Genomic DNA, 26693 nt, shown 5'->3' on the forward strand with positions numbered 1-26693 from the left:
TTTACTCAGGATCAATATTTAAAATCACCCTTTTATATCTTGATAGTGAGGGACTACCTTTATCAGTAACTTTCAGTATTATATGAATCGTTGCTGGCGTACTTACTTTAGGTGCCACAACATTTAATATGTTCGAGTTTTCTGGTTGACCGAGTTTGAACTCTCCTTTAAAAGTACCTGCTTCAGGATATAGAAACCATAAAAAGCTAAGACTATCGCCGTCTGGATCTGTTGAATTCGATGCGTTCAACTGGAAACTATCTCCTGATTTAATTTGAATAATATCTTTATGATTTAAAACTGGGGCAGGTGGGTGATTTGCGTTGGCAAATGAATGTGTACACCAATCCATTCGAGCGGCAAAATCATTTTGAAAATCATCTCTCCAGCGCCATAAAGTAGTTTTAAATCCCGTAAAGTTATTTGTATCTAGTTTTATCGTTCGACCATATTCATTTGGAACATACGGAGTATAACTGTCTATTGCATTTGTCCAAATTGGGCGAGTCTCGGGTACACATTTTACGATTGAATGGCCTTCTTTGACTTTTGAAAAGTCAGGAATAAATAATTCATAGCGACCTCCCCAGCCTCCCCAATTAGGATTTTCAGAATTGTTTAGACCATTAGGTATTAAGGAAAGGAAAGCAGGAGTATCGCCTTCTACTGACCAGGCTACATCAGGATAGATAGCCCCGAGCGGTCCATGATTCTGCTGAATGTTTTCTGCAATCCAACTATTACCAATCTTGGAATGATCTATTCCTTTGATATAGCTTGCGCTAATTCCCGTCCAAGTGGCATTGCCATAATCATCTCCTGGGCTAACAATGTAAAACAAATGTGGAAAATTATTCCTTATCCATATTCCGCTATCATCTTGGTCAGAAATAGCATAGACACGTAATTTGGAAATTAAACGTTCAGCTTCCTTTTCGTTTTTGGTTTTTTTAATGTTATACAATGCTTGTGCAAGTGTATTACTACCTCCCCAAATTGAAATCCAAAGTGGACGTTCATCTTCTTTTTCAAGTATCTTAATTATCCAATCGGACCCCTCTGAGTCCATTCCTTCCCCAACACCTTCCATCCCATATTTAGGTAACCCTTCTTTTACCAACGCGTATAATTTTTCTGTTTGCGGAAATTCAGAATGGTGTTTTAATAGATTTGGGTGTATTTTTTCGTAAGCATTTAGAACTTTTGAAATCGATTCAGGATTGACTCTGTCGGTCATCCAACATGAGGTGGTAGCTATTATGCCCTCTATGTCTATTTCATTTGAGTATAATAAAAAGCGGACTAATGATTGTGTGTCATCTGGGTCAGCTTCAATATCGGTTAACACGACCACCCTTTTTTTATCAACTTGTTGACCAGAAGTAGAACTAATAATCAACAAAAAAAAGGACACAAACAAAAAGACTTTCATCATATTAATTTATTTCTGGAAAATTATGATTTTTTTTTATAGTTACAGCTAACGTTCTGCTAAACGTAGTTCCTGGATTTTGATGGAAATATAGTGAAATCACTTTAAAATATGTGATGGTAAACGGGCTACCGCTTTATACTATTGCGTACCACCGTACCAGTGCGCTCAGCGGACGAGCGGTATTCGATTTTGTGGTCTCAGCTATGTTTAGTTGTGTAAGTTAGCACTTTTCGTTGAAGATTTACAATTGAGAATGACTTTACAAATAAGTAAATGAAATATGACAACACCCTAATAATATAGGATATCGACATGAAAAGTTATTTAGAATTAGGATTCGTTTGTGTAGCAGATGAGGGGAAAATATGGGTCTCCCAACCTCTGAAGAAGATAATAATATATGTCGTTTAAGGCACTTCTTCTGTCGGTTACAGATTCTTGCAATCAGGCACGCTTGAGGCATCTGAAGCGTTGGAGATATTTGATAAATGGTCATTTTATCATCATATCAGGACAGCCTCGGTTTGTGTAAGTATGGTTTTACTCATTGTTATAGGTAACCGACCAAAATCGGGAGTAATTCACCCCAATTAATCATACCTATTAAACCAAATTTCCCCTTCTTTTATAAACTATATTATTTTTTATTGTTGGTAATTCTTTGTCTTGTAGAAAGAAGTAAAACAATGGACAAAATAGCACGGCGCCTAAAACGAATAGTATCTATTTCGGATAGTAACTTAGTCATCATTTTAGATAAACTCGACGAACAATACTTCTCAAAAAAAGAACAATATCTATGAATCCGGTTTTTCTATAAATTCCATCCTATTAAACCGCCAATTTATGAGAATCTTTTTTGACAGTATAAGTCTTTTATCAAAAGTGTCCTATTCTTGGTCTCTTTTAATAGTTTCGTTAATTTACCTTTTACGGGACCTTCCAATACACTTCACAAAAGGCGGATTTTGTAAAGCGTTTGTTTTTTAAATTGTCATTTACAACAGTTTTACAGGTTTTCCGGTTCTGGCCGATTCATTGATGGCCTCTACAATAATGATATCCTTCATACCATCCTCCCCGGGCACCAGTACGTCGGTGTTGTTTAAAATGGCCAGAGCATCGTCGTCCATCTGTTTTGCTTGCTGGTTTTCAATATAGGTGTCCAAAAGTGTCCCGTCACTAGCCTTACCTTTTACTCCTCTGTAGGATTGAAAGGGTTGTAGTTTATACCAACCCTTTTCACAATCGGCCCGTAGGATATTGATACTCCTTGATGCCGTGGTTTGTCCATTGGCCTTGATCCCGTTCGGGAAATCAATCTCAAAAACACTCGTTTCCGGCACCTCCTTATAGACCTCCGGCCGAGTATTCTCATGATGTCCCTTTACGGAAATTGGTTCTATTCCCGTGGTATAACGCATGGCATTTATCACATAGACCCCAACATCATAGAGTAGTCCCCCTCCCAACTCCGCATCCATTCGCCAGTTATTCGGGGGATTAATGATATTGAACCCTACTTCAGCTTTTACTTTTTCAATATTGCCGAACGGTTTGGTTTTCGCCCATTGTATAAGCCGTTGTGTATTGGGTTCATGTTGCATGCGATATCCAATGGATAGTTTCACCTTATTTTTTGCACAGGCCTCAATAATCGATTGACATTCCGATGCCGTTTTGGCCATGGGTTTTTCGCACCACACATGCTTTCCCGAGTTGGCCGCTTTTATCGCATATTCGGCATGTAGTCCGGTAGGTAATACAATATAGATAACATCTATATCCGGATTATTGGCAATTCGGCCCATGTTTTGATAATTGTACACATTCTTATCAGGGATATCATACCGTTCTTGCCAAACCGGAACTTTCTCGGGACTACCGGTAACAATCCCTGTGAGTTGGCAATGCTCAGTAAGTTGTAAGGCCGGGGCCAGTATCCTTGTGCTATAATTTCCAAGGCCTACTAGACATACCCCCAATTTTTCCTTTTTGTGATTTAGCGTAAAGGCATATTGCGGTAATATCCCGACTCCTCCGAGAAATAGACCTGATTTTTTTAGAAATTCCCTTCTTTTTTGCATGTTACGAAATCATTGGATGTCCCCTAAATTTAGTTACAAGCACGAGAACACCCTTTCCTTTTTAGACAACTTTATGAGTTTCTTGGGCCTCCTTTGCATATGAACCGAATTGAGCGTAGTTTTAAGGACAATAGCTAAAACTCTTGCCTTATGTCATTAAAGCCCAATTTTATCCATGACCTATCACTTCCTGCCGTAGCCGCTCCAATGTTCTTAATCTCAGGGCCTAAATTGGTCATTGAGTGTTGTAAAAATGGTATTGTTGGCACTTTTCCTGCACTCAATCAACGTACCAGCGAAGGCTTCGAGGAATGGTTATTGGAAATAAAATCGGAACTCCAAAAGTTCGAAAAAGAAACAGGCAAGAAACCCGCTCCTTTTGGAGTGAATCTTATTGTACACCCTACGAATCCTAGATTGGAAGCCGATCTAAAACTCTGTGTGAAGCATAAGGTCCCTTTGATCATTACGTCATTGGGAGCCGTTAGCCAAGTTGTGGATGCCGTACATAGTTATGGCGGATTGGTATTCCATGATATCATTAAAAAAAGACATGGGGAAAAGGCCGCACAAGCCGGGGTTGACGGACTCATATTGGTAGCTGCAGGTGCCGGGGGGCATGCGGGCACTATAAACCCCATGACGCTAGTGGCCGAAATAAAGGCATTTTTTCACGGAACTATTGTTCTCTCTGGCTGTATTAGTAGCGGAAGAGATATTGCTTCTGCCCTACAAATGGGGGCAGACTTGGCCTATATGGGTACCCGGTTTATTAATACCCAAGAAAGTGAGGCCCCGGAAGCATATCGAAAAATGATTATTGAAGCGGGAGCCAGTGATGTGGTCTATACCGCTGCCATTTCCGGAGTACACGCCAATTTTTTGGGAGCTAGTTTAAAGGCTGCTGGTTTAAGCGATGCCGATTTAAAAAAGGATACTAAAATAGATTTTGGAAAGGAATTGGATACAGAGGCAAAGGCCTGGAAAACCATATGGTCCGCCGGACAAGGTGCTGCCACCGTAAACAACTCACCTCCAGTATCGGAATTGGTAAATACCTTAAAATCGGAATTTAAATCGGCGATTGAGGAACAAGCTAAAGTTTTGGAAACCTATCCTAAATAAATACTACGCCTCAACGGACTCCCTCGCATTATTGGATTCTACCAAAAACTGATGTACTTGGCTTACTGCCATGGAGCCTTCTCCTACTGCCGAAGCTACCCGTTTTACAGAACCCTTTCGTACATCCCCAACAGCAAAGAAACCGGGAATACTGGTTTCCAAGGACTGTGGTTTTCGCTTTCTGAAAATATCACATCGGTATAAATCCTTTTCTGCAATTCCGGGACCGGTGCAGATAAATCCTCTTTCATCGGTAGCTACAAGTCCTTTTAGCCAATCCGTGCAAGGTTTGGCGCCAATGAACGTAAAAAGATTGGTGATGTTCTTTTTTGTTCTTTGCCCATCCTTCGTTTCCAAAACCAGGGATTCCAGATAGTGCTCCCCATGGAGTTCCTTGACCTGGGTATTCAATTGCACATGAATATTCGGGGCCGCTTCTATCCGTTGAACCAGGTAGTCGCTCATCTTTGCCCCCAAATCGCCTCCCCTCAAGATTACATGTACTTCCTTGGCATGTTCGGCCAAAAAAAGTGCCGCCTGGCCTGCTGAATTACCGCCTCCGACAACGCCTACCAATTCATCCTTACAAGCGGAAATATTCATCCCTGTTGCGGAATAATAAACACCACTGCCTTCGTACTTTTCAATATTTTCAATAGGTAGTTGCGTATAATTGGCTCCAGTAGCAGCCATAATGGCTTTTGTTTTTATGGCTTTGCCATTAGTGGCATAGAGTATAAAATGTTCCCCGGTATGCTCAATCCTTTCCGCTTTATGTGGAATAGAGATATTACAGCCAAATTTCTGAGCCTGAACATAGGCTTTATTGGCCAGATCATTTCCTGAAATACCTGTTGGAAACCCAAGATAGTTTTCTATTTTGGAGCTTTTCCCCGCTTGTCCACCGGGAGCATTACTGTCTATGGTAACAACACTAAGCCCTTCTGAGGCAGCATATACGCTTGCCGCCAACCCGGCAGGTCCCGCTCCGATTACCAGCAAATCAAAAACCTTATCCTCAAAATCCATGAGAACCCCGGCATAGCGGGCCAGCTGATCTAAGGATGTCTTTTGACAAATGGCACCATCACTCGCAATAAACAAAGGAAGGTCTTTTTCGGAGAGATTAAAGTTTTGCAGCAATTCCCTTGCTTCTTCGGACACATCCACGTCCAAGAAGTTATGCCAGATATGGTTTTTTTCCATAAAATCACGCAGGGCATAGGTATGTTTGGAATTACCCGACCCCACCAGTTTCATACCGCCGGTAAATTCGCTGAGTACCGTATTCTGCCTTTCCAAAAAAGCATTGAGCAGTACATCACTTATATCACTATGCTTGGCAATGGCCTCCTTAAGGCGTTGAGGTTTAACACGTAATAGGGTTGTCCCGGATTTTGCAATGGCATGAAACTGTGCCGCCCTGTTAGAGAGCATTCCGCTATCACCAGAAAACTCATTTTTACCATGGGCAACGATGACGTAATTATCATTATAGGGATCTTCAATGGAAACCGTTCCATCCAAAACCGCAAAAAAGTCATATTGCAAATCGCCCAAGGAGAACACACGTGTGTCCTTGTCATAGGATTCAATGGTACCGTATTCTTTTAAAATATTGATTTGACGTTGGGTCAATTCTGGAAAACGAGGGTCGTTCATAGGTCTTTAATATCTAGCAATTTGTTCGTGGACATAACACCACATCCATTTTTCGTTAGGCTCTGCAGAAATGATAACCGGGTGTTCATGCAAGGCCGCATGCTTACTTGCATGTTTATTTGGCGAACTATCGCAGCACAAGGTAATCCCACAGCTTTGACACGTACGCAAATGTACCCAGGAATCACCTGTCTTACTACATTCCTCGCACGCATAATCACGGGATTTCCTTACTGTTTCAATTGCCTGTATGTGTTCACATTTTTTTAATCGCAAAGCCATAACTTAAAATTACAATAAACTTTACAATCCATTTTTATGGGAACATCAATTATGAAAGTTTTAAGTATTTTTAGCCAATACTTTATCCTGGACCTGTGCAGGAAGTTTACTTTCACTCCTTAATCTAGACCAAAATGTATATCAAACGAAATATTAGCTGGAGCATAATTCTGAGGTATGCCTGGAAAAATCTGATTTTCTTCACCTTATGGGCGGCTATCATTTTTTCTGCCTATTATTATTTAGGATGGAAGCATTTGGATATCCCCTTTCAACCTTTGACCGTGATCGGCGTTGCCGTAGCCTTCTATATCGGTTTTAAGAACAGCCAAAGCTATGATCGTTTTTGGGAAGCCCGGAAGATTTGGGGCGGTATCGTCAACTATTCGCGTACGTGGGCGAATAATGTATTGAGTTTTGTTGAGGACGACCATGAGACCAAACGTATTCTTATCTATAGACATATCGCCTGGATCAATGCTCTACGTACCCAATTACGGCAACCCACAAGTTTTTCCATTAAAGAAAATAAGTCGGTTGAAAAACTGTTTAAACGACATGGGGAGCGAAATCCTGTTTGTTCGGTTTTGGATAATTTTTTAAGTCCGGAGGAAGATGAGAAATTGGAAAATCGGAAAAACGTGGCCACGCACCTCATAAAAAATCAGGGACTTCACTTAAAACAACTGCTAAAGGAAAGGAAAATTACAGAGTTCGACAAACTGATTTTCCATAATACCTTGGAAGAATTGTATAACTTACAGGGAAGGTGCGAACGTATAAAGAACACCCCCTTTCCAAGACAGTATGCCTATTTCAGCACCCTATTTACTTGGATTTTTGTGCTGTTGCTTCCTTTTGGATTGCTTTCTATTTTTGAAGGTGAAATCAAGGAAATACGCACAGATTTGCAACAACAGCTTTTTCTTGGGTTTATGATTCCGTTCTCTGTTTTAATCTCTTGGATATTTACCACCATGGAAAAGATAGGCAGCAATAGTGAAGACCCTTTTGAGGGGCGCATCAATGATGTGCCCATGACAGCACTTTGCCGGACTATTGAAATTGATCTACGTGACATGTTGGATGAAAAGGATTTACCTAAAAAAGTACAGCCCAAGGATAACATTCTCTATTAATGCCTTTTGTATCGTCCAACTATAGCCCGCCCTTTGTATTTAGAAACGGGCATTTCTCTACCATTTATTCGGGATTGGTACGCAGGGTAAACGGATTGGTCCAAGAACGTGAACGATTGGAATTGCCCGACGGGGATTTTTTGGATTTGGATTGGAGCTATTGCCACAACCCCTCGAGTGGAGTTGCCATTCTCTTACATGGTCTGGAAGGCCATGGCCAACGGCCCTATATAACGGGAAGTGCCAAGTATTTTAATCAGAAAGGTTATGACGCCTGTGCGGTAAATTTTCGAGGTTGTAGCGGGGACACCAATAGGATGTATCGATCTTATCATTCCGGGTCTACCGAAGATCTAGATGCCGTAATACACCACATTCTCCATACGAGAAAGTATTCCGAAATATATATTAAAGGTATAAGTCTTGGTGGCAATTTGGCCTTGAAATATGTGGGCGAGAGAAATGAAATTCCTGAAGAAATCAAAGGAGTAATCGGTATTTCCGTCCCCTGTGACCTGCATAGCTCCCTTAAAGAATTACTGAAACCAAAGAACTACCTCTATGCCGAACGTTTTAGAAGACATTTAACGGATAAGTTGAAACTAAAGCTTCCCCTTTTTCCTAAAAAGATTTCTAAGGAGGATATCAAAAAAATAAAAACACTGAAGGATTTTGATGATATTTACACCAGTAGGGCGCATGGATTTACCAACGCCTTGGATTACTATCAAAAATGTAGTTGCCTTCAATTTCTTCCAAATATCAAAATTCCGGCATTGGTCATCAATGCCCAAAACGACTCCTTTTTAGGACCGGAGTGCTTCCCGTTTAAAGAAGCCAAAGACAATCCCAAACTCTATTTGGAGGTTCCAAAATATGGTGGCCATGTTGGTTTTTATAAAAGCACCAATATTTATCATAATGAAACAAGAGCAATAAAATTTGTTGAAGAGGTCATTTAAGCCTTGCTATTTTATATATTAGTAGCCCTAAAGTAACAGATGCCGATAAGGATTCGGCAATAAAATTTGGTATAAATGAAAAAAGTACTCATGTTTTTGGCCTTAGGAGGCCTTATTGTCGGTTGTGGAGGAAAGGAAAAAAAAGAAGAGAGCGGAGGTTTTGAAATGAAACGCTCCAAAACGGAGGAAAAAGCCGCGGATACATCCGAGGGTGTTCCTGTGGATATGGACAATGATGGTGTAGGTCCCTTTAAGGATATTTCTTTCCCCGATGAGGTAGATGCAGAATTGGCGAGCGCCGGAGAAGCCAAGTATAGCTCCATTTGTGTGGCCTGCCATATGGCCGAACAACGCATGATCGGCCCTGCGCTTAAAGGGGTGTACGAAAGACGAAGTCCTGCATGGGTCATGAATATGATCATTAATCCGGATGTGATGCTCAAAGAAGATCCCATTGCCAAGGCACTTCTTAAGGAATACAACAATGCCATAATGCTAAACCAAAATCTGACCGAAGACGAGACTCGCGCCGTAGCCGAGTATTTAAGGACATTATAGCGCGTTTCCAAAATTTAATTTTGCCGTTATCTCTAAGTAATCTTGGGATAGCGGCATTTTTTGTGTAACCGTATAGACAGGATAAAGCAAGGAAATCGCAAGGTGAAAATCATAATGTACCTGGCTCAGGCGTAGAGAACCAGCACTTTTCATAAAACAGTTTTAAGAAACCTAAGTCTTTTTTTAACAAAATTTTATCATCTTATCCAGACTGCGGACGTCTTTATAATTGACGGACCAATTAAAGCAGTTCATTATGAAAGAGGACGTATCAGTTTTTGAAAAGAAAAAACCCGCCGAGAAAAAAAGTCATGGTATGCGTAAGGATATTACGCTAAAGTATTGGTTGGGATGGTCCGGTGGTTATGGCAGTTCCAAAATCGAAAAAACCTAAACTATTCGAGAACATCGTAAATACCGCCTTCCCTGGAAATTGACGTGTAGTTTAAAATAAAAAGCCTGATGCAATTTAGTATCAGGCTTTTCTATTTTTTAGACCTTGGCAAACTACAGATTAAAGTTCCAAATCCACCCAAACCAATTTATGATCGGAAGCAGCATTCAACTCATTCTGCTCATCTGCCTCGGTGGGCCAAAACACGCCGGAATCTACAACTTTCAAGTTTGCGGATGGGAGAACATAGTCCACGCGCAAGTTCCCAGGATTGGTGTCGCCAAAATCCCCGGTATCATAGGCAGGGTCCCCAATATGGGTGTCATTTATTTCCCCTTGTACAATACTGGCCTCGGTACCTCCTTCGCTAGAAGGCACCCTATTTCCTGTTAATACACTCTGGTTTATTCTGGAATTGCTTTCAAATATCCCAATGGGGTCGTTTGTGGCATCCCCGTCAAAGGTGTCCGCATTCATATCCCCCATCACCACAAAATGCGATCCATAGGCCAACCCTCCGGTAAATCCATTATCATCATAAATGTAGCTCTCGTCATTGATGTAATCACTGATGAACCGTATTTCATCATGGTTCCTTGTACCGTTCCGATCTTCGGGCCCATCGAATACCGGTGGGGTGGGGTGAGCAATCAAGGCGTGAACAACTTTACTTTCGGTAACTTGAATAGGGATGTCCACATGATTTTTAGAAGATAACCGAAATACGGCCAAAGCTTCTTCGGAATAGTATTGACTATTGTCCTCATTTACGGGCAATAGTGCTTCTGGCATATCTTTCCATAGGAATTGTTGAAATGTACGAATATTCTCTTTCTGGATTTTGTATTTGGATAGTATCACAAACGCAAACTGGCCAGGAAAGAATCCAAATCCATAGGTGTCTCCGGGAATGGAAACCTCACCATTACCATCCAAATCTACCTCGGCCAAAACCCCTGTATTGGATGATACGGAATAGGCGAATTCGTACGTAACCGCATCCGCACCGTTTTGGCTTATCCCCAAGTAGTTTTTTTGAAAGAGATCAAGTGCTTCGCCATTCGGATCGTAATCAAACTCCAAAAGAGCAACAACATCCGGGTACTGTCTCTGTATAACTTCCGCTACCAATTTGGCTTGTGGGTTATCCGGTGTGGATAAATCCGAAATCAGTTCTCCTTCGTTGGATCGATTCAAGGAGGCATTGTAACTGGCAAATCGTACTTTAACATCATCATCGTCCCCTCCTCCTGGGTGACCTATGAAGTCATCCTTAATACAGGAAGTAACAAGAATTAAGGAAAAAAGGAAAAGAAACTTTGTTCTAGATAATAACTTTTGGGTTTTCATGTTGGAAGTAATTTTGATTAGGATTAAATCTTTAACAGTCTTTTACCTCCTAAATGTAGTTGCTGCGTCTTAAGTACAAATGAACCCAGCGTAAAGATATTGTCCTATTTTTTTGGCGAATGTTAACTTTAGGTTCTTAGATGTATTGCGTAGGGATGCATCATAAAAAAACAGAATGATGGAATAGTTTCGTTGCAAAATATCTGTTTTTTTATATGACCGGTTCCCCGTAATTTTAGACGACCTATTTTTACGAGTTACATTGTGCTAAAAAATTCAAAAACCTATTTTAACTGGAGCACTGGAAAGGATGCTGCACTGGCATTATACCATCTTCAAAATGGTAAAAAGCATCACATAGATAGGTTGCTTACAACTATAAACAGTCATCACGACCGGGTTTCCATGCACGGACTGAGAAGGGAACTATTGACGGAACAAATAAAAGAAATTGGTCTTCCCCTTACCGTCATAGAGCTGCCTGAAGAACCTACTATGGAAGTTTACGATACCGCTATGGAACGTGTGATCGGGAAACTACATTCTGAAGGATATACGCATTGTGGTTTTGGCGATATTTTTTTGGAGGAACTAAGAGCTTATAGGGAAACCAAATTAAGGCCTTATGACATACAATGTTGTTTCCCACTATGGCAGAGAAATACGAAGGAACTGATAACCGAATTTTTGGATTTAGGTTTTAGGGCTATCATTATTGCCATAAACGCCGAGTTGTTGGATGTTTCCTTTGCCGGAAGGGAAATCGATAAAAATTTCCTAAAGGACTTACCGGCAAATGTTGACCCCTGTGGTGAAAATGGTGAATTTCATACCTTTTGTTTCGACGGACCCATCTTTACAAATCCTGTGGAGTTTACTTTAGGTGAAAAAGTCTTTAGAGAATATAAAAGGCCAAAAAATCAAGATACTGGTATCGTCGGCAATTCCATGGGTTTCTGGTTTTCTGACCTTCTCCCGATCGAAAAAAGGCAAAACAACTAATCTATTGCACTACCGAAAATGAAACTATCGTTGTTTTCCTGTATGCTATTCATCCTCAGCATAAGCTCGTGTACAGAGGATAAGGTGTTTGCAGAATATGAAATTAAAGAGTTTTCATTTCAGGGACATAAGGCAAAAATTGTATTCCCGCATACAAAAAACGAGAATGGTTTCTGGATCTGGAGGGCCAGGTTTTGGGGTGTTGAACCGCAGGTGGACACGGCACTCCTGGAAAAAGGGTTTCATGTTGCCTACGTTGATGTCGCCGACCTGTTCGGAAATGAGGAAGCTGTTACTCTATGGAACGATTATTATACTTTCATTACCAAAAAATACGATCTAAATCAAAAAGTAGTTTTGGAAGGATTAAGTAGGGGCGGATTAATCGTTTACAGTTGGGCATCCCGAAACACCGAAAAAGTAGCGTGTATTTATGCCGATGCGCCTGTTTGTGATATCAAAAGTTGGCCCGGAGGTCTATTTGCGGGAATTGGAAGTCCCAAAGATTGGGAAACTTGTTTGCAGGCCCATGGTTTGGATGAAAATTCAGTTATGGCTTTTGAAGGGAGTCCAATACATACCTGCGTAAATCTTGCTAAGGCCCAAGTGCCGGTACTGCATGTTTTTGGGGATGCCGATGAGGTAGTGCCCCATTTCGAAAATACGGAAGTATTGGCCAAGAATTTTGAGGAGGCCGGTGGAAAAATTAAATTGATCCGCAAGGAAGGTGTGGGCCATCATCCCCATAGTTTGGAGGACCCCACACCAATTGTTGACTTCATTATAAACCATACGATTAAATAAGCTACGGTAAATCCCCAAGAAGATAGCGCACTCCAAGGCAGAAAAATCTATTGTATATTTAAGGTGCTAAGAATTAGGTATTAACCATTCGTTGCGGCCAATTATGAAATATATATATATCGTAATCCTGCTTTTCCTTTCAACGTGTGCGCCAGAAGAGGATTCTACATTTGATCTGGTTATTTCCAATGTGAATCTCATTGATGGTACAGGGTCTAACCTCCAAAAAAATGTAAACATAGGCATCAAAGGAAATAGAATCATGGCCATTGGTGCAAAAGAACTTGTTCAAAAAGCCAATGTAATTGAGGGTAGCGGAAAATTTCTAATTCCAGGATTGTTTGATTGTCATGTACATACGGGATCCTATGAAAAGGATTTTCCCAAGTTCATCCATTTTGGGGTGACCTCCATATTCATAACTGGGGGTGGTATATGCACCAATAGTTATTACAAGGAAATGCGAGATATGGGAAATCAGGATACCTTGCCTGCTCCCAAGGTTTTTCATACCAGTCAACATTTTACAATGGAGGGGAGACATCCCGTAAAAACCTATGGGTCCAGTCTGTGGCGAGAAGGGAAGACGGTTTTCTTTCTTCGGGACACGCTACAAATTGAACAATTGGTGAAAGAAGTCGCACAACAACCTATTCAGGGGATTAAACTCACCATAGAAGACGGGCCTCACCCTCCCCTAGTAGAACGGATGCCACAGGAGTTCATCAATAAAGTACAAAAGGAAGCGGACAAAAATGGGTTGGAGGTATTTGTACATGTTAGCGACAATGTTGAGCTGCAAATGGCTATCGATGCCAATATTCGAAATATTGTCCATTTTACGGGGGTAGATCTCGATTTTCAAAGAGATGATGCGCTCGTAAACAAAATATACCGCGATAGTATTTCTTGGGTGACTACTTTAATGCTGGACAAAAGTTTTTTGTATCCCCTACATCCTGAATGGATCGAGGAACAAAAAATACAGGAGGTCTATGATAAGGGTTATTTAATGGGTATGGAAAATCCTGGCTTTATATTTCGTGCTAAGGATTATGTTGACTTTATGAGCGATTATCTAAAAACTGAAAATATTGAACTCAGCGAGGTTATTACGTTTCAAGTTGAAGATATCCAAGAGCTTTATAAGAATGGTGTGAACATGGTACTGGGCACGGACACGGGAAATGCCTTTATTCTACCGGGATACAGTTTACATGAAGAAATGCAACTTCTTGAAATGGGGGGTATGGATCCGGTGGATATTATTAAAATGGGAACCCTGAATGCCGCAACTATGATGAGGGCCGCTGATAGCCTTGGTTCTATTGAAACAGGTAAAATTGCAAATATGGTCCTGTTGAATAAGAACCCCTTGGATGCTATAAAAAATAGCTTGGAAATACATACCGTGATAAAAAATGGTGTGGTTCAACAAAGAATTGTAGATTAAATTTGCGATCCCAAATCGTCTAATTGACAAAACTAATTCATCCCTAAAATGGATTTTAAGATTGATTTTTTAGATCATGTGGCTATTCGGGTCAAGGATATTAATGCCGCTGCGGATTGGTACGAAAAAGTACTTGGGTTAAAACGGTACAAGCTTCCGGAGTGGGGGTCTTTCCCAATCTTCATGCTAGCAGGCAAATCCGGTATCGCTTTGTTCCCGGCCAACGAACAACATAGCGTACTTGATGCGAATTCAAAAAATGTTAAAATAGATCATTTTGCCTTTAATGTAACCCGGGACAATTTTGAAAAGGCAAAAAAGAAATATGATGCATTGAATCTAAAGTACGAATTTCAAGACCATCATTATTTTTACTCCATCTATACCAAAGACCCTGATGGGCACACCGTAGAGCTCACTACCTTGGTGGTTGATGAAGATGCTTTTTATTCCAAACTCCCCGATACGGATTAACCGTCAAATTCCAGAGTTTTTTGAAAAATTTTGTCCTGTTTCATCAAATTAAATCGTCTTAGGATAAATGAACCGTTTCAAAACGATGCATTATGAAAGACTTGACGATTAATTTAGATAATGGGACCGACCTAGAGTTCAAGTCCTTCCAAAAACAAATTTCATTGAAAAACTGGGTAGGATGGGCCGGTGGTTATGGCATATCGCGCAAGGCAAGCAACACGACAAAAAAGAGGGGGTAATCGTTCCTAGGTTTCCTCCAACACTCTTTCCATCAATTCTTTTATTGAATTTTATCCACCACCACTTTATAGGTTGGATCTTCTAAAACATTCACTTCTATAATATCATCCGCATTTTGCAACAAGCGGATACAATCCCTGCTTAAATGCCGCAAGTGAACTTTTTTACCGACTTTTTGATACCGTTCCGTAATCTTGTTTAAAGCTTCAATAGCGGACATATCCACCACCCGGCTTTCCCTAAAGTCAATAATCACTTCGTTGGGATCATTGAGTACATCAAATTTTGATGCAAACAAGGTAGTGGAACCAAAAAATAGAGGGCCATAAATTTCATAGTGTTTTACTCCCTCATCATCAGTATATTTTCGCGCACGAATGCGTTTGGCATTGTCCCAAGCAAAGACCAAGGCCGAAATAATAACCCCGACCAACACTGCCAACGCCAGATTATGGAGGAAAACGGTAACCAAGGTGACCAGTACCATCACTAGAACATCCGATTTTGGCATCCGCCGGAAAGTGCGTAAGCTAGCCCATTCAAAAGTGCCCAAGGCAACCATAATCATAAGTCCTGTTAAAGCGGCCATGGGAACACGTTCAATGAGTCGGGCGCCGAACATAATGAACACCAAAAGCATTACTGCGGCCACAATCCCCGAAAGTCTTGCCCTGGCCCCGTTGGAGGTGTTGATCAAACTTTGTCCGATCATAGCACACCCGCCCATTCCGGAAAAGAACCCGGAAAGAATATTGGCGGTACCCTGTGCAACGGCCTCTTTATTACCGCGGCCTCTAGTTTCCGTAATCTCGTCAACGATATTTAAGGTTAACAGGCTTTCTATCAGGCCTACTCCGGCTACTACCGCAGCGTAGGGAAAAATAATTTGTAACGTCTCAAATGAAAATGGAATTTCCGGTATATGAAAAGGGGGAAACCCACCTTTTATGGAAGCAATATCCCCAATGGTCCTAGTATCAATATCAAAAAAGACTACGATACCAAAAATGGTGAGAATAGCCACTAATGAGGATGGCATCACCTTGCTTAGCCTTGGAAGTCCCCAAATAATAAACATTGTTAGCAATACCAATCCCAACAAAATATATAGCGGGGTACCTGTAAGCCAGTGGCCCTCCGTATCCTGGAATTGTACCAATTGAGACATGAAGATGATGATGGCCAAACCGTTTACGAAACCAAAAATAACAGGATGAGGTACCAAACGCATCAATTTACCTAATCGAAGGAATCCTGCTGCCATTTGAAGAAGACCGGCCAATATGACTGTGGCAAAGACGTATTCTACCCCAAAATCCTTGGCCAAGGAAACGATAACAACAGCTACGGCCCCAGTAGCCCCGGAAATCATTCCAGGACGACCTCCCAGAATTGATGTGACCAATCCCATGACAAACGCAGCATACAATCCTGTTAATGGGGACAAGCCAGCGATAAGGGCAAAGGCAATGGCCTCTGGTACCAAAGCCAAGGCTACGGTAAGACCCGAAAGGATTTCCGTTTTGTAATTTACCTCCTGTGAAAAATCAAAAAGATTTAGATATTTCTTCAAACCTTATGAATTTAAGGCCGCAAAAATAAGGTTAATTATACTTCCTCCGCAGGTTTTACATTTTTATATTGAAGTTTTGATTTATTTTTAAAGAACTATTTTAAGATTACTCCCAATATTGGGAATACAATAATCCGCTTCTGAAAATATCAACGATAATGAAAAAGGCTCTTATCTTTCTATCCTTATTGGTCTTTCCATTTTTAAACTATTCACAGGAGAACGAAGACAATTACTTTGTTGCACTGTATACTCTGGGGGATAGTTGGGATTCCAGTAAATCCCCTGGAGAACAGACCCATTTTAAGGAACACTCGGCGCATCTCTCCAAATTAAGGTCGGACAGTATTATCGTTATTGGGGCGAGGTATAGTGATACCGGGATGCTTATCCTAAAAAGCAAAAATTTGGCCGAAGCCAAAAGTTTGCTCTTGGAGGATATTGCTGTGCAGAATAATTTATTTCGTGTTGAAATCCATCCCTTTCAACCTTTTTACAGAGGTAGTTTGGAGTAATCCAAAATAAGGATTACCAATTTTTAAGCCCTAACAATCGCTCCCCGAGTGGCGATAATTTAGCGGTTTCGTATTTGGTCTGTTCCCAATTTCTTGGATCACCCGGAAATGCATAACCTTCGGGGGCCACCCTATTTTTCCACGAATTGATACGCCATTCCCGTAGTGCCGTATTGTCTTCCTCTGCGGGCATCATGGAAATGTATTGGGCAATACGTACTTTGTCCTTGGATTTATTGGGTCGTATGCCATGAGGTTCTGTACTATTGAAGATTAATAGGTCGCCTGCTTCCATCTTTACCTTTACAATTTTGTCCTCCAAATCCGAAATATCGGGTTGGAATCTATCCCGGTCCTCCGGTTGGGTAAGTTTCCAACTATCGTAATTTCTATAGAGCCAGGGGATACATTGAAATCCTCCCATGTTTTCGTCCGTTTGATCGGCCAGGGCCAATACGCCCTGTACATTCTGTGGTCTGGTTTCCGGGTCGTAATCCCAATGGATGAAACCCTTTTTATCCACTCCGGGCGGCAAAGGAAAATTGAGATTGGCCCGATCTATGGTCACCCAAAGTCTTTCCGTACCCCAAACATCTACAAAGGCATCATAGACGCGTTGAGCCTGACGGTTGTTCCATAAATGTTGATTATTATAGACCTCAACCATTCCCGTACCGGTTAATTCCTTCATTTGCATTTCGACCCTAGCAGGGGCATACCAAGTTTCCGGATTATTTGAATCTTTTTCATCAAACTCCCATATAAAGTCTGCCGTAGCTTTTGCCTGCTCCTCGGGAATCGCATTTTTTATAACGATATAACCGTTGTGTATCCAAAATTGCCAATCCTCTTCACTTAAAACGCGTAAAGGTTTTCCATTGGATCTGTCGCTTAGTTTGATTTTACTGCTTGTGGCCGTGGATGGATTTCCTGGAATTTCTTCATGGGCCTTATTGGCCATTTCCATCTTTGTTTTTGTCTGTTGCATGATATATATGTTTAGTTATGTAACTTAATTGATAGGGTAAAACTACTTCGGTTCATTTCAAAAATCCACCTTCATATTGACCATTATTTGAACTATATTGATTTTTTAATTGCCAAAATCACTTAAACAGGGCAATTTTGTTATATTTAAGGATGAAAATCCAGCTGGAAGACATTCGTTCAGATTCCAAAAGTCCATTTCGACTGTTGCACGATCCCAAGTTGAACCATCTTTTCTACTGGCATTTTCATCCGGAGTTTGAGTTGGTCTATATAGAAGGGGCCAGTGCAACCCGACATGTAGGTGACCACATTTCACAGTTTACGAATAACGATCTGGTATTGATCGGGTCCAATATTCCCCATCTTAATTTTGATCATGGGGTTACTACTTCCTACAGAAAAGAAGTGTTGCACATAAAACCTTCGTTCAAAAAGTCCATAACAGCCCAAATGCCCGAGCTGCAATCCTTGGACCGTCTTATGGAGCTTTCAAAGTATGGGCTGGCCTTTACCGGTGCCACTAAAGCGGAAGCTGGTAAACGGATGAAGAGACTTCATTTGTTGGATTCTTTCGAGTTTTTTATGGAAATCCTTTCCATTCTTAGGTTCCTAGCAGGAAGTAAGGAGTTTGAATTGCTCCATAGCAAACCTTTTGTTAATAGGTACAGCCATAAGGAACAGGCACGAATTCGTGAAATCTACGCCTTGATAGATGAGCGCTATCAAAATAAAATACCGTTGGAGGAGGTTGCCTCTCTCTGCAATTTAAGCAAACCGGCCTTTTGTCGTTATTTTAAGAAAACTACGGGAACTACTTTTACCAATTTTTTAAACCAATACCGCATCAGTCAGGCAAAACGGTTATTGCTAATTGGCAAAAACATCAGTGAAACCTGCTATGAATGTGGATTTGAAAGCCTTTCCTATTTTAATCGCATTTTCAAAAAGGTAACGCAAGAAAATCCCTCGGAATTTAAACAAAGGCACATAACGCGGTCTTCATAAAAAAACCGCCCCAAATCCACACATTGGGACTGGAGCGATTCCTAACTAAATAACCAACCAAAAATCTTTATTTATTTCTTTTGCGTTTTACCTTCATAACCGGATTGGAGGTTTTGGTTCTCTTTTTAGCTTCAGAGCCTTTACCAGATTTTAAGTATTGCTGGTACCCTCTTCCACGGAACTCATATATGGTTCCGCTATCCGGGTGATACAATTCAATTGTACTATCATTGATAACGTACAACTCAAAGTAATCATTGCCCATAAAGTCGTAAGCGAGTGTTAAAGTTTTGAGCGTTTCATCGTTTTCTACGTCATACAACTGATAATCTCCTTCAAAATCCCATTGAAGATTCGAAACTGGTGTTCCTACAGCATCAAGCGAAGACCGAAAAAAGTTCGGTAGAAACTGTAAAAAGTTTTCATCGTCAAAATCATTGATAGCTCCTTCCTCGCTGGTGTATACTTTTTCCCAAGCATCATACTCCTGTATAAAGTAGTTGATATTGTCATAAAAGACCAGGTCATAGTCAAAATTGTTTCGCTGGTATCCCCTCAGTAAATAAGAGGTATTAGAACGACCATCGTACAACTCAATAGCATTTCCATTTACGGCAAAGACTTCCAAAAGCCACGGTCCGTCCACATCATGATCTATTTCTATCGCACCCCGCAAAGTGGAATAATACCCAACGTCTATTCCCAGGCCATTTCCCGTCTTACCTATCCCCACAATATTATTGTTGGCATATACTACCCCATCTTCAAAAGAAATGGTAAAGGCTCTTTGCAGGAAAGGAACTTCGCCATTGCCGCGGGTTTGGTTGATATCTACATACCAGAGGTCATACGATTGTAAAACCAAATCTGTATTAAGAGCGGAATCCTCTATAAATTCATCCTCTACGATTACTTCCGTATAACAGGAACTCATTAAAGTTCCTATTAGCACTATTCCAAAAAGTAGTTTTGCTTTCATAACCTATGGTATTACAATTTGATTAATACTAAACAATCCCTGTGCCAAATTTTTTAACCATTTGATAATCAATGCTTAAGGGAAAGGCTTTTATTTTAGGTATTTTTGGCCCGTACATTAAAACCTACTTGGTCCAAAAAAAGATACATGGATAAAGACTTGAAATTCGCCGTACTCGGTGGAGGAAGTTGGGCCACGGCCCTTATAAAAATGCTCACCGAAAACTTGGATAACGTTATTTGGTATATGCGAAACCCGGATGCGATCGGATACATTAAGATCCAAGGACACAACCCTAATTATCTATCCTCGGTAGCATTAGACCTAGACAAGCTACAATTGACCAATACCATTGATACGGCCGTATCTGAAGCGGATATCCTAATATTTGCCATCCCTTCTGCCTTTCTGGAAAGTGAGTTGCTAAAATTAACAGTTCCCATAACGGATAAGATTATTTTTTCAGCGATAAAAGGTATTGTTCCCGAGACCGGATTAATCGTTGGAGAACATTTTAATGAAAAATACCGTATCCCATTTGAGAATATAGGGGTCATCACCGGGCCCTGCCATGCGGAAGAAGTAGCCCTAGAGCGACTTTCTTACTTGACCATAGCTTGCGCGGATGGGAAGAAGGCGAAACTGATAGCCAAAAATCTCAATAGCCATTATATCAAAACCAAGATTACCAAAGATATTATCGGTACGGAATATGCGGCCATGCTCAAGAACATTTATGCCGTTGCGGCCGGAATTGCACATGGACTCGGCTATGGCGATAATTTTCAGAGTGTCCTTATGAGCAATGCCATCCGCGAAATGAAACGCTTTACAAAACGTATTCACAATATTGATCGTAATATTAATGAATCAGCATATTTGGGAGACCTTTTGGTCACAGGCTATTCTATCTTTAGTCGTAATCGAATGTTCGGCAATATGATCGGTAAGGGCTATACCGTAAAAAGTGCCATGATGGAGATGAATATGGTAGCGGAGGGATATTACGCGACCAAGAGTACCTACGAAATTAAATCAAAACTTAAAAAGAAGGTAAAGACCCCTATTATCGATGCTGTTTATGAAGTGCTTTACGAAGGGAAAAATGCCAAAAAATCCTTTAAGGCCTTGACCAACAAATTGAACTAATTTCGTTGTAGTCTTTAACCTAAAAGCAAGTCATCATTTGTACTGCTTCCCCTGGGAATAAACTGATTTTGTACCTCTACCGAATTTAGGTCATAGGATTTTATATGGTCCTTGTTTACAATATAAGATCTATGTATTCTTCTAAAGTTCTTGGGAAGGGTGGATAGCGTATTTTTTACACTTCCATAGACCGTTATTTTGGAATTGTCCAAAAGGTGATAGGTTACATAATTGCCCAGACCTTCTATATATACAATGTGGCCCGTAGAGACCCGATGAATTCTTCGGTTGGCTTTTAGCTCAAGCATCTTTTCGTTGTTCTGCTCATTCCTTTCCCGTTCTATTACCCATAATTGAAAAAGCTTCACCCCCATTACGAACAAAACCGTGGTATTGATAAGGACCATGGCCCGTATGAACATCCTAAAACTAAATAGGCCCGTGCTAAAGTCATTGAGCAACAGTTCTTCATAGAAAAGATGAATAAATACCCTTTGGAGCATTCCAGCAGATAACAAAATAATCGCATAACCCACTAAAAACCGGGTATACCTACGCTTTAAAAGGAATTTAGGCAACAAAAAGTAAATGGTTGCATATACCGCCAAAATACGGATGGGCAGTAAAACAAATTCCAAATAAAAGGATGCCATATATCCCTCCTGGCCCGCCCAAAGTAATCCAAACAGAATGTAATATGCCACCCAAAACAGGATATGTGTAGCTATTCTGGAGTTAAACAGGTAGAAATCGTGTGTGCTTTTCATCTTCCTAAAAAATTAAAATCATGCGTAGACCTCTTTTCACATAAAAAGAACAGGGAAACGTATAATTCATAGGAATTTTAAAGTTAGGCAATCTAATTTTAAAGAAACCTTAAAATCGTATTGCCATGAAAATTGATGCTAAAAAACCGGAGTTACTCCTTATTCTTTTTCTATTTACCGGCGGCTTGTTGAGTGCACAAAATTTGGGGAGAAGGGCACTATGGCAGGCAAAGATAACTCCATCGGAAGGAGGGCCAGGTGTAACAGTACAATCGCTTCAAAAGAATAGCCCTTTGGAAAGGGAAGGGTTTTTGCCAGGAGACCGGTTAATCCGAGTAAATGGGATTTCTATTTTGGACAAAGAAATCTGGAGCAATATTTTCTATGGACTTCGAGGAGATATGCCTATAAAAATAGAGGCGGTAAGAAACGGTTCACTAATTAAGAAAGAGGTGCGTTTTGATCCTCTTGAAATGGAGTCACATAAGGATCTGGAGACTTTTTACGAGGAGGTCACCAGTAGCTATGGCATTACACAGAGGACCATAATTACCAAACCGCAGAAAAGAGGGAAGCAACCTGCCATAATATTAATCGGTGGCCTTAGTTGTTCGAGTATTGAAACCTATCCCGGAAGAAAAGGAAACTGGGTACAAACCATTACCGATTTGGTAGAAAAATCAGAAATGGTGGTCATGCGCATAGAAAAACCTGGCGTTGGAGATAGTGATGGAGATTGTGGCCAATCCGATTTTCTTATGGATCTTGAGGGGTACCGGGCGGCCATCCAAAGTTTAAAATCCAAACCCTACGTGAACGCCGATAAGATTGTGGTCTATGGTTCTAGCATGGGAAGCGCACTCGCTCCTTTGTTGGCCAATGAGTTCAATTTGGCCGGGGTAATTTCGGACGGGACTTTTTTTAAGACATGGTTTGAGCACATGCTTGAAATTGAACGTAGGATTTTACAGTTTCAAGGGAATACGGAAGCAGAAATCGTAGAAAAAATGAACAACTATTTCATTCCCTTATACCATGGGATGCTCATTGATAAGAAAACCTATCAAGAAGTCGTAAACGCATATCCTGCCTTGGCCGAACTCAACTACCATGGCCCGGCACATATGTACGGGAGACCAGTGAGTTACTATCAACAACTACAGGATTTCAATTTGGCCGGTCAATGGGAAAAACTTAAGGTTCCCGTACGAATATTGAGAGGAACCAATGATTGGATCATGTCTGCCTTTGATAATCAAATGATATTGGAAGTCTTGAAAAGAAATGGGCATTCTAATCACGAATTGTTGGAGTATCCCGGATTGGATCACTGGAACACCATACATGAAACGGCCAAGGATTCCTTTGAGGGTAAAGAAGGAAAATGGGATGAAGGGACTATTCTGGCCATCATAGAATGGGCACAGGAAATGGTAGGCTTACAACCTTAGACCCGCTCTAGACTAAAATTTGAATGCTCTTCAATCTCATGCAAAAGCTCCTCTTTCCATGCCAGGATTTGAACATCATCCACCTTAAAAATCAGTTTAAATTCCTCTAGAACAAGCTCCATGAGATTACGTACACTATCAATATCAAAATATAACCTGCCAGTCCTACGGATGAAAAAATCCATAGGATTTTGGACCATTTCATATTGAATACCAAAACGAAGCTCGGCCTTGGCCATTTTTACCCGATTATCCTTATCCTTCAGTTCGGCATAAGTATCTAAAATCGTCTCTGTTTGTTTCCCATAATTGGTCACCAAAAACCACGCATCGTGAGCCGTGAACCCATCTTCTTTTATACGGTTATGTATTTCAGAAATATACTTTTTCACATGCTTGAACTTTTTAAAGCCCACATTGCCACATAGAGGAATAGTATCCGTGGAGCACTCCTCGACTTCGGTATTGTGGTCCTCTTCCAGTTTTTTAGCGATTCGGTTAACAGCACGTTCAGCCATTTTTCGGTATCCCGTCAACTTTCCACCGGCGATACTGATGAGACCGGTGTCCGAGGTAAATATCTCATCCTTTCTTGAAAGCTCCGAGGCCGATTTACCTTCTTCATGAATCAAAGGACGTAAGCCTGCCCAAGAGGAGATAATATCGTCCATTTCCAAATTAATGCTCGGGAACATATTGTTGACCGCCGATATCAAATAAATAGCATCGGCCAAATCCGTGCGAACGTTATCCTTGTCCTTGTTGAAGTTGGTATCCGTAGTTCCTATATAGGTTATTTTTCCCCGAGGAATGGCAAACATCATGCGTCCGTCTGGAATATCAAAATAAACGGATTGTTTTACAGGAAGTTTTTCATGTGGAAATACCAGATGGACGCCCTTGGTCAAATGCAACTGTTTTCCTTTTTTGGAATTGTTCATCCCACGAAGTTCATCTACCCAAGGGCCTGCTGCATTGATTACATATTTCGATCTGATATCGAATTCTTTTCCCGAAATACCATCCTTAATTTTTACCCCCGAAACCTGATTATCGGCATATAAGAAGTCCGCGACTTCTGCATAGTTTAAGGCCATTGCCCCAAATTGAAGACTTGTCTTTATATTTTCAATGGTAAGGCGCGCATCATCGGTTCTATACTCGGCATAATAGCCTGCCCCATTCAGTATCTTTTTGGGTAACAGGGGCTCTAATTTTAAAGCTTCCTTTTTCTCAAGCATCTTCCGCTTGTCATCACCAGAGACCTGCGCCAAAATATCGTAAACCTTTAATCCGATGGAAGTCAACCATTTCCCATAAGAGCCATTTTCGATCAAGGGCAGCAACATCTTTTCCGGAAGTACCAAATGTGGTGCTAATTTATGGACAATGGCCCGTTCCGAACCTACTTCCTTCACCAGCCAAAAATCGAATTGTTTCAGATAGCGCAAACCCCCGTGAATCAATTTTGTGGATTTACTACTTGTCCCCGAGGCAAAATCCCCCTTTTCCACCAGAGCGACCTTCAACCCTCGTGAAGCTGCATCCAAAGCAATACCACCTCCTGTAATGCCTCCTCCAATTACAACTAAATCAAATTGGCCCTTGGATAGGTTTCCAACGGTGTTTGTTCTATCTAGATTTGAGAATTTTATGTTCATGTTGAACTTGTTTCAATATTTTATAATGATCTAAACTCTTAGCAAAATGAAGTATTTAAGTACTATCACATCCCAGAGTTTCGTTTTCCAAAAGATAAATTCAGTTGATGGTATTTACCCTTCCCAACCCTTGGTGCGATCTACGGCCTTTTGCCAATTTTTATACAATCGCTTTCGTTTTACACGATCAAAAGTGGGCTGAAAAACACGGTCTATGGGTCGGCTTTGATCAATATCTTCCTGTGTCCAAAGCCCTACATGAATTCCCGCCAAAAATGCAGCACCCATGGCGGTGGATTCAATAACTTCTGGACGATGCACCTCGGTGTCCAAAATATCGGCCTGGAATTGCATCAGATAATTATTGGCACAAGCCCCGCCATCTACTCTAAGGTTTTCCAATTGAATTCCGGAATCATCCTCCATGGCCTTAAGGATATCCTTGGTCTGATAGGCCAAAGACTCCAAGGTCGCTTTTGCCAAGTGCGCCTTTCCCGTATCACGAGTCAATCCAAATATGGCACCCCGGGCATACATATCCCAATAGGGTGCCCCGAGGCCGGCAAAAGCAGGTACGACATAGACCGAACTTTCTCCCTCAATGGAATTGGCCAATGCTTCCGTTTCCTTGGCATCCTTGATTAACTCCAATCCGTCACGCAGCCATTGTATGGCCGCACCAGCTATGAAGATACTTCCTTCCAAAGCGTAGTTCACTTTGCCATCCAATCCGTAAGCGACGGTAGTTAAGAGTCCATTTTTCGAAAATTGTGGGTTTTCTCCAGTGTTCATCAACATAAAACAACCGGTACCATACGTGTTTTTTGCAGTTCCCTTTTTAAAACAGCCTTGGCCAAAAAGTGCGGCCTGTTGATCTCCCGCAATTCCAGCGATCGGAATCTGCACCCCATCAATTTCATAATCCCCAAAGTGGTGTGCCGATGGCTGTACATCGGGCAACATATTTTTTGGGATTCCCAAGGCGTTCAATAGTTTATCATCCCATTTTAAATTTACAATGTCATAGATCATGGTCCTAGAGGCATTGGTATAATCCGTAACATGATTTTTCTTGTTCGTCATGTTCCATATCAACCAGGTATCTACCGTACCCATGAGTAAATCACCGTTTTCGGCCTTCGCTTTGGCACCGGCAACGTTATCCAAAATCCATTTGACCTTGGTTCCGGAAAAATAGGAATCGATGACAAGACCGGTAGTCTTTCGGACATGCTCGGTGTAACCGTCATTTTTCAAATCTTCACAGATATCAGCCGTACGCTTGTCTTGCCAAACAATAGCATTGTACACCGGTTCCCCAGTATTCCTGTCCCAGACCATGGTCGTCTCACGCTGATTGGTAATACCTATGGCCTTAATATCAGAAGCAACTACATTTTCTTTTTGTATCAATTCGCTGAGTACCCCAATCTGGGATTCCAGAATTTCCATGGGATCATGTTCTACCCATCCCGATTTTGGAAAAATCTGTCTGAACTCCTTTTGTACCATCCCCTTTATTTTACCTTCTTTATCAACGAGTAGGGCCCGTGAACTGGTAGTTCCTTGATCTAGCGAAATGATATACTCCATATTGTGGTTATTTTATTGCTCCAAGCCTAAAAAAGTAGCA

The 26693-nt window shown here is 41.0% G+C and carries 25 protein-coding genes; 14 read left to right on the forward strand and 11 right to left on the reverse strand.

All coding sequences use genetic code 11. The annotated features are described in order from the left end of the window. Position 1: 1 nt before the first annotated feature. Complete coding sequence (locus ACP2AF_RS03810; RefSeq protein ID WP_425234916.1) at positions 2-1435, reverse strand: nucleoside hydrolase-like domain-containing protein; 1434 nt, start codon at positions 1433-1435, stop codon at positions 2-4. A gap of 998 nt (positions 1436-2433) precedes the next feature. Continuing rightward, on the reverse strand, positions 2434-3522 hold the full coding sequence (locus ACP2AF_RS03815; protein ID WP_425234917.1) for a Gfo/Idh/MocA family protein: 1089 nt from the start codon (positions 3520-3522) through the stop codon (positions 2434-2436). Between the two features lie 150 nt (positions 3523-3672). Here ACP2AF_RS03815 and ACP2AF_RS03820 point away from each other — a divergent pair, with 150 nt between their 5' ends. Beyond that, complete coding sequence (locus tag ACP2AF_RS03820) at positions 3673-4647, forward strand: NAD(P)H-dependent flavin oxidoreductase (RefSeq protein ID WP_425234918.1); 975 nt, start codon at positions 3673-3675, stop codon at positions 4645-4647. Between the two features lie 3 nt (positions 4648-4650). On the opposite strand, the gene ACP2AF_RS03825 is transcribed toward ACP2AF_RS03820, so the two are convergent. Together ACP2AF_RS03825 and ACP2AF_RS03830 are read right to left on the reverse strand one after the other, a co-directional pair. Beyond that, on the reverse strand, positions 4651-6309 hold the full coding sequence (locus ACP2AF_RS03825; protein ID WP_425234919.1) for an FAD-dependent oxidoreductase: 1659 nt from the start codon (positions 6307-6309) through the stop codon (positions 4651-4653). 6 nt (positions 6310-6315) lie between these two features. Beyond that, a complete protein-coding gene (locus ACP2AF_RS03830) occupies positions 6316-6591 on the reverse strand; it encodes a UBP-type zinc finger domain-containing protein (protein WP_425234920.1) in 276 nt (91 codons plus the stop codon). A 134-nt stretch (positions 6592-6725) separates the two neighbouring features. Between ACP2AF_RS03830 and ACP2AF_RS03835 the strand changes: the two genes are divergently transcribed. The 4 genes from ACP2AF_RS03835 (at position 6726) to ACP2AF_RS03850 (ending at position 9644) form a co-directional block, all read left to right on the forward strand. After that, positions 6726-7730, forward strand: coding sequence for a bestrophin family protein (locus ACP2AF_RS03835; protein ID WP_425234921.1), 1005 nt, complete (start codon positions 6726-6728; stop codon positions 7728-7730). Next, positions 7730-8692, forward strand: coding sequence for a YheT family hydrolase (locus tag ACP2AF_RS03840; protein WP_425234922.1), 963 nt, complete (start codon positions 7730-7732; stop codon positions 8690-8692). Before ACP2AF_RS03835 ends, ACP2AF_RS03840 begins: the two co-directional genes overlap by 1 nt. A 75-nt stretch (positions 8693-8767) precedes the next feature. Then, positions 8768-9250: a c-type cytochrome gene (locus ACP2AF_RS03845; protein WP_425234923.1), complete on the forward strand. Its 483-nt coding sequence runs from the start codon at positions 8768-8770 to the stop codon at positions 9248-9250. Positions 9251-9506: 256 nt separating this feature from the next. After that, the gene (locus tag ACP2AF_RS03850) at positions 9507-9644 is read left to right on the forward strand and encodes a hypothetical protein (protein ID WP_425234924.1); all 138 of its coding nucleotides are present in this window, start codon (positions 9507-9509) and stop codon (positions 9642-9644) included. 120 nt (positions 9645-9764) lie between these two features. Here ACP2AF_RS03850 and ACP2AF_RS03855 read toward each other — a convergent pair whose 3' ends face one another. Continuing rightward, entirely contained in the window at positions 9765-10994 is a 1230-nt protein-coding gene (locus tag ACP2AF_RS03855; protein WP_425234925.1) for an endonuclease/exonuclease/phosphatase family protein, read from the reverse strand. Between the two features lie 264 nt (positions 10995-11258). On the opposite strand from ACP2AF_RS03855, the gene ACP2AF_RS03860 reads away from it, so the two are divergent. The 5 genes from ACP2AF_RS03860 (at position 11259) to ACP2AF_RS03880 (ending at position 14969) form a co-directional block, all read left to right on the forward strand. Further along, on the forward strand, positions 11259-11996 hold the full coding sequence (locus tag ACP2AF_RS03860; protein WP_425234926.1) for an ATP-binding protein: 738 nt from the start codon (positions 11259-11261) through the stop codon (positions 11994-11996). A gap of 18 nt (positions 11997-12014) precedes the next feature. Continuing rightward, complete coding sequence (locus ACP2AF_RS03865) at positions 12015-12800, forward strand: alpha/beta hydrolase family protein (RefSeq protein ID WP_425234927.1); 786 nt, start codon at positions 12015-12017, stop codon at positions 12798-12800. A 103-nt stretch (positions 12801-12903) separates the two neighbouring features. Continuing rightward, positions 12904-14253, forward strand: a complete 1350-nt coding sequence (locus tag ACP2AF_RS03870; protein WP_425234928.1) for an amidohydrolase family protein — start codon at positions 12904-12906, stop codon at positions 14251-14253. 48 nt (positions 14254-14301) lie between these two features. Continuing rightward, on the forward strand, positions 14302-14727 hold the full coding sequence (locus tag ACP2AF_RS03875) for a VOC family protein (protein ID WP_425234929.1): 426 nt from the start codon (positions 14302-14304) through the stop codon (positions 14725-14727). Between the two features lie 92 nt (positions 14728-14819). After that, positions 14820-14969 carry a hypothetical protein gene (locus ACP2AF_RS03880; protein WP_425234930.1) on the forward strand — a complete coding sequence of 50 codons (150 nt, stop codon included), beginning with the start codon at positions 14820-14822 and terminating at the stop codon, positions 14967-14969. Positions 14970-15010: 41 nt separating this feature from the next. Here the strand turns inward: ACP2AF_RS03880 and ACP2AF_RS03885 are convergent, their stop codons facing one another. Then, entirely contained in the window at positions 15011-16543 is a 1533-nt protein-coding gene (locus ACP2AF_RS03885; protein WP_425234931.1) for a SulP family inorganic anion transporter, read from the reverse strand. A gap of 158 nt (positions 16544-16701) precedes the next feature. On the opposite strand from ACP2AF_RS03885, the gene ACP2AF_RS03890 reads away from it, so the two are divergent. Next, on the forward strand, positions 16702-17058 hold the full coding sequence (locus tag ACP2AF_RS03890) for a YciI family protein (protein WP_425234932.1): 357 nt from the start codon (positions 16702-16704) through the stop codon (positions 17056-17058). 13 nt (positions 17059-17071) lie between these two features. Here the strand turns inward: ACP2AF_RS03890 and ACP2AF_RS03895 are convergent, their stop codons facing one another. Beyond that, positions 17072-18046: a phytanoyl-CoA dioxygenase family protein gene (locus tag ACP2AF_RS03895; protein WP_425234933.1), complete on the reverse strand. Its 975-nt coding sequence runs from the start codon at positions 18044-18046 to the stop codon at positions 17072-17074. 152 nt (positions 18047-18198) lie between these two features. Between ACP2AF_RS03895 and ACP2AF_RS03900 the strand changes: the two genes are divergently transcribed. Continuing rightward, a complete protein-coding gene (locus ACP2AF_RS03900; RefSeq protein ID WP_425234934.1) occupies positions 18199-19053 on the forward strand; it encodes an AraC family transcriptional regulator in 855 nt (284 codons plus the stop codon). Positions 19054-19120: 67 nt separating this feature from the next. On the opposite strand, the gene ACP2AF_RS03905 is transcribed toward ACP2AF_RS03900, so the two are convergent. Continuing rightward, positions 19121-20032, reverse strand: coding sequence for a nicotinic acid mononucleotide adenyltransferase (locus ACP2AF_RS03905; protein WP_425234935.1), 912 nt, complete (start codon positions 20030-20032; stop codon positions 19121-19123). Between the two features lie 147 nt (positions 20033-20179). Here ACP2AF_RS03905 and ACP2AF_RS03910 point away from each other — a divergent pair, with 147 nt between their 5' ends. Then, on the forward strand, positions 20180-21181 hold the full coding sequence (locus tag ACP2AF_RS03910; protein ID WP_425234936.1) for an NAD(P)H-dependent glycerol-3-phosphate dehydrogenase: 1002 nt from the start codon (positions 20180-20182) through the stop codon (positions 21179-21181). Positions 21182-21195: 14 nt separating this feature from the next. On the opposite strand, the gene ACP2AF_RS03915 is transcribed toward ACP2AF_RS03910, so the two are convergent. Further along, complete coding sequence (locus tag ACP2AF_RS03915; RefSeq protein WP_425234937.1) at positions 21196-21948, reverse strand: LytR/AlgR family response regulator transcription factor; 753 nt, start codon at positions 21946-21948, stop codon at positions 21196-21198. A 125-nt stretch (positions 21949-22073) separates the two neighbouring features. Here ACP2AF_RS03915 and ACP2AF_RS03920 point away from each other — a divergent pair, with 125 nt between their 5' ends. After that, positions 22074-23399 (forward strand): serine aminopeptidase domain-containing protein, encoded by a 1326-nt coding sequence (locus ACP2AF_RS03920; protein WP_425234938.1) that lies wholly within the window; start codon positions 22074-22076, stop codon positions 23397-23399. On the opposite strand, the gene ACP2AF_RS03925 is transcribed toward ACP2AF_RS03920, so the two are convergent. Both ACP2AF_RS03925 and glpK read right to left on the reverse strand, forming a co-directional pair. Further along, positions 23396-25060: a glycerol-3-phosphate dehydrogenase/oxidase gene (locus ACP2AF_RS03925; RefSeq protein ID WP_425234939.1), complete on the reverse strand. Its 1665-nt coding sequence runs from the start codon at positions 25058-25060 to the stop codon at positions 23396-23398. The two genes, ACP2AF_RS03920 and ACP2AF_RS03925, sit on opposite strands and share 4 nt — an antisense overlap. A gap of 114 nt (positions 25061-25174) precedes the next feature. Next, the gene (gene glpK, locus ACP2AF_RS03930; protein WP_425234940.1) at positions 25175-26653 is read right to left on the reverse strand and encodes a glycerol kinase GlpK; all 1479 of its coding nucleotides are present in this window, start codon (positions 26651-26653) and stop codon (positions 25175-25177) included. Between the last annotated feature and the right edge of the window lie 40 nt (positions 26654-26693).

The organism is Ulvibacterium sp. (genome assembly GCF_965248315.1).
Lineage (GTDB): Bacteria > Bacteroidota > Bacteroidia > Flavobacteriales > Flavobacteriaceae > Ulvibacterium.

Coding starts and splice junctions, on each gene's coding strand:
- ACP2AF_RS03890 (WP_425234932.1), top strand. CDS start 16,702: ATGAAAAAGGCTCTTATCTTTCTATCCTTATTGGTCTTTCCATTTTTA.
- ACP2AF_RS03920 (WP_425234938.1), top strand. CDS start 22,074: ATGAAAATTGATGCTAAAAAACCGGAGTTACTCCTTATTCTTTTTCTA.
- glpK (WP_425234940.1), bottom strand. CDS start 26,653: ATGGAGTATATCATTTCGCTAGATCAAGGAACTACCAGTTCACGGGCC.
- ACP2AF_RS03910 (WP_425234936.1), top strand. CDS start 20,180: ATGGATAAAGACTTGAAATTCGCCGTACTCGGTGGAGGAAGTTGGGCC.
- ACP2AF_RS03830 (WP_425234920.1), bottom strand. CDS start 6,591: ATGGCTTTGCGATTAAAAAAATGTGAACACATACAGGCAATTGAAACA.
- ACP2AF_RS03875 (WP_425234929.1), top strand. CDS start 14,302: ATGGATTTTAAGATTGATTTTTTAGATCATGTGGCTATTCGGGTCAAG.
- ACP2AF_RS03865 (WP_425234927.1), top strand. CDS start 12,015: ATGAAACTATCGTTGTTTTCCTGTATGCTATTCATCCTCAGCATAAGC.
- ACP2AF_RS03850 (WP_425234924.1), top strand. CDS start 9,507: ATGAAAGAGGACGTATCAGTTTTTGAAAAGAAAAAACCCGCCGAGAAA.
- ACP2AF_RS03815 (WP_425234917.1), bottom strand. CDS start 3,522: ATGCAAAAAAGAAGGGAATTTCTAAAAAAATCAGGTCTATTTCTCGGA.
- ACP2AF_RS03810 (WP_425234916.1), bottom strand. CDS start 1,435: ATGATGAAAGTCTTTTTGTTTGTGTCCTTTTTTTTGTTGATTATTAGT.
- ACP2AF_RS03880 (WP_425234930.1), top strand. CDS start 14,820: ATGAAAGACTTGACGATTAATTTAGATAATGGGACCGACCTAGAGTTC.
- ACP2AF_RS03835 (WP_425234921.1), top strand. CDS start 6,726: ATGTATATCAAACGAAATATTAGCTGGAGCATAATTCTGAGGTATGCC.
- ACP2AF_RS03915 (WP_425234937.1), bottom strand. CDS start 21,948: ATGAAAAGCACACACGATTTCTACCTGTTTAACTCCAGAATAGCTACA.
- ACP2AF_RS03925 (WP_425234939.1), bottom strand. CDS start 25,060: ATGAACATAAAATTCTCAAATCTAGATAGAACAAACACCGTTGGAAAC.
- ACP2AF_RS03900 (WP_425234934.1), top strand. CDS start 18,199: ATGAAAATCCAGCTGGAAGACATTCGTTCAGATTCCAAAAGTCCATTT.
- ACP2AF_RS03820 (WP_425234918.1), top strand. CDS start 3,673: ATGTCATTAAAGCCCAATTTTATCCATGACCTATCACTTCCTGCCGTA.
- ACP2AF_RS03840 (WP_425234922.1), top strand. CDS start 7,730: ATGCCTTTTGTATCGTCCAACTATAGCCCGCCCTTTGTATTTAGAAAC.
- ACP2AF_RS03825 (WP_425234919.1), bottom strand. CDS start 6,309: ATGAACGACCCTCGTTTTCCAGAATTGACCCAACGTCAAATCAATATT.
- ACP2AF_RS03855 (WP_425234925.1), bottom strand. CDS start 10,994: ATGAAAACCCAAAAGTTATTATCTAGAACAAAGTTTCTTTTCCTTTTT.
- ACP2AF_RS03905 (WP_425234935.1), bottom strand. CDS start 20,032: ATGAAAGCAAAACTACTTTTTGGAATAGTGCTAATAGGAACTTTAATG.
- ACP2AF_RS03895 (WP_425234933.1), bottom strand. CDS start 18,046: ATGCAACAGACAAAAACAAAGATGGAAATGGCCAATAAGGCCCATGAA.
- ACP2AF_RS03845 (WP_425234923.1), top strand. CDS start 8,768: ATGAAAAAAGTACTCATGTTTTTGGCCTTAGGAGGCCTTATTGTCGGT.
- ACP2AF_RS03870 (WP_425234928.1), top strand. CDS start 12,904: ATGAAATATATATATATCGTAATCCTGCTTTTCCTTTCAACGTGTGCG.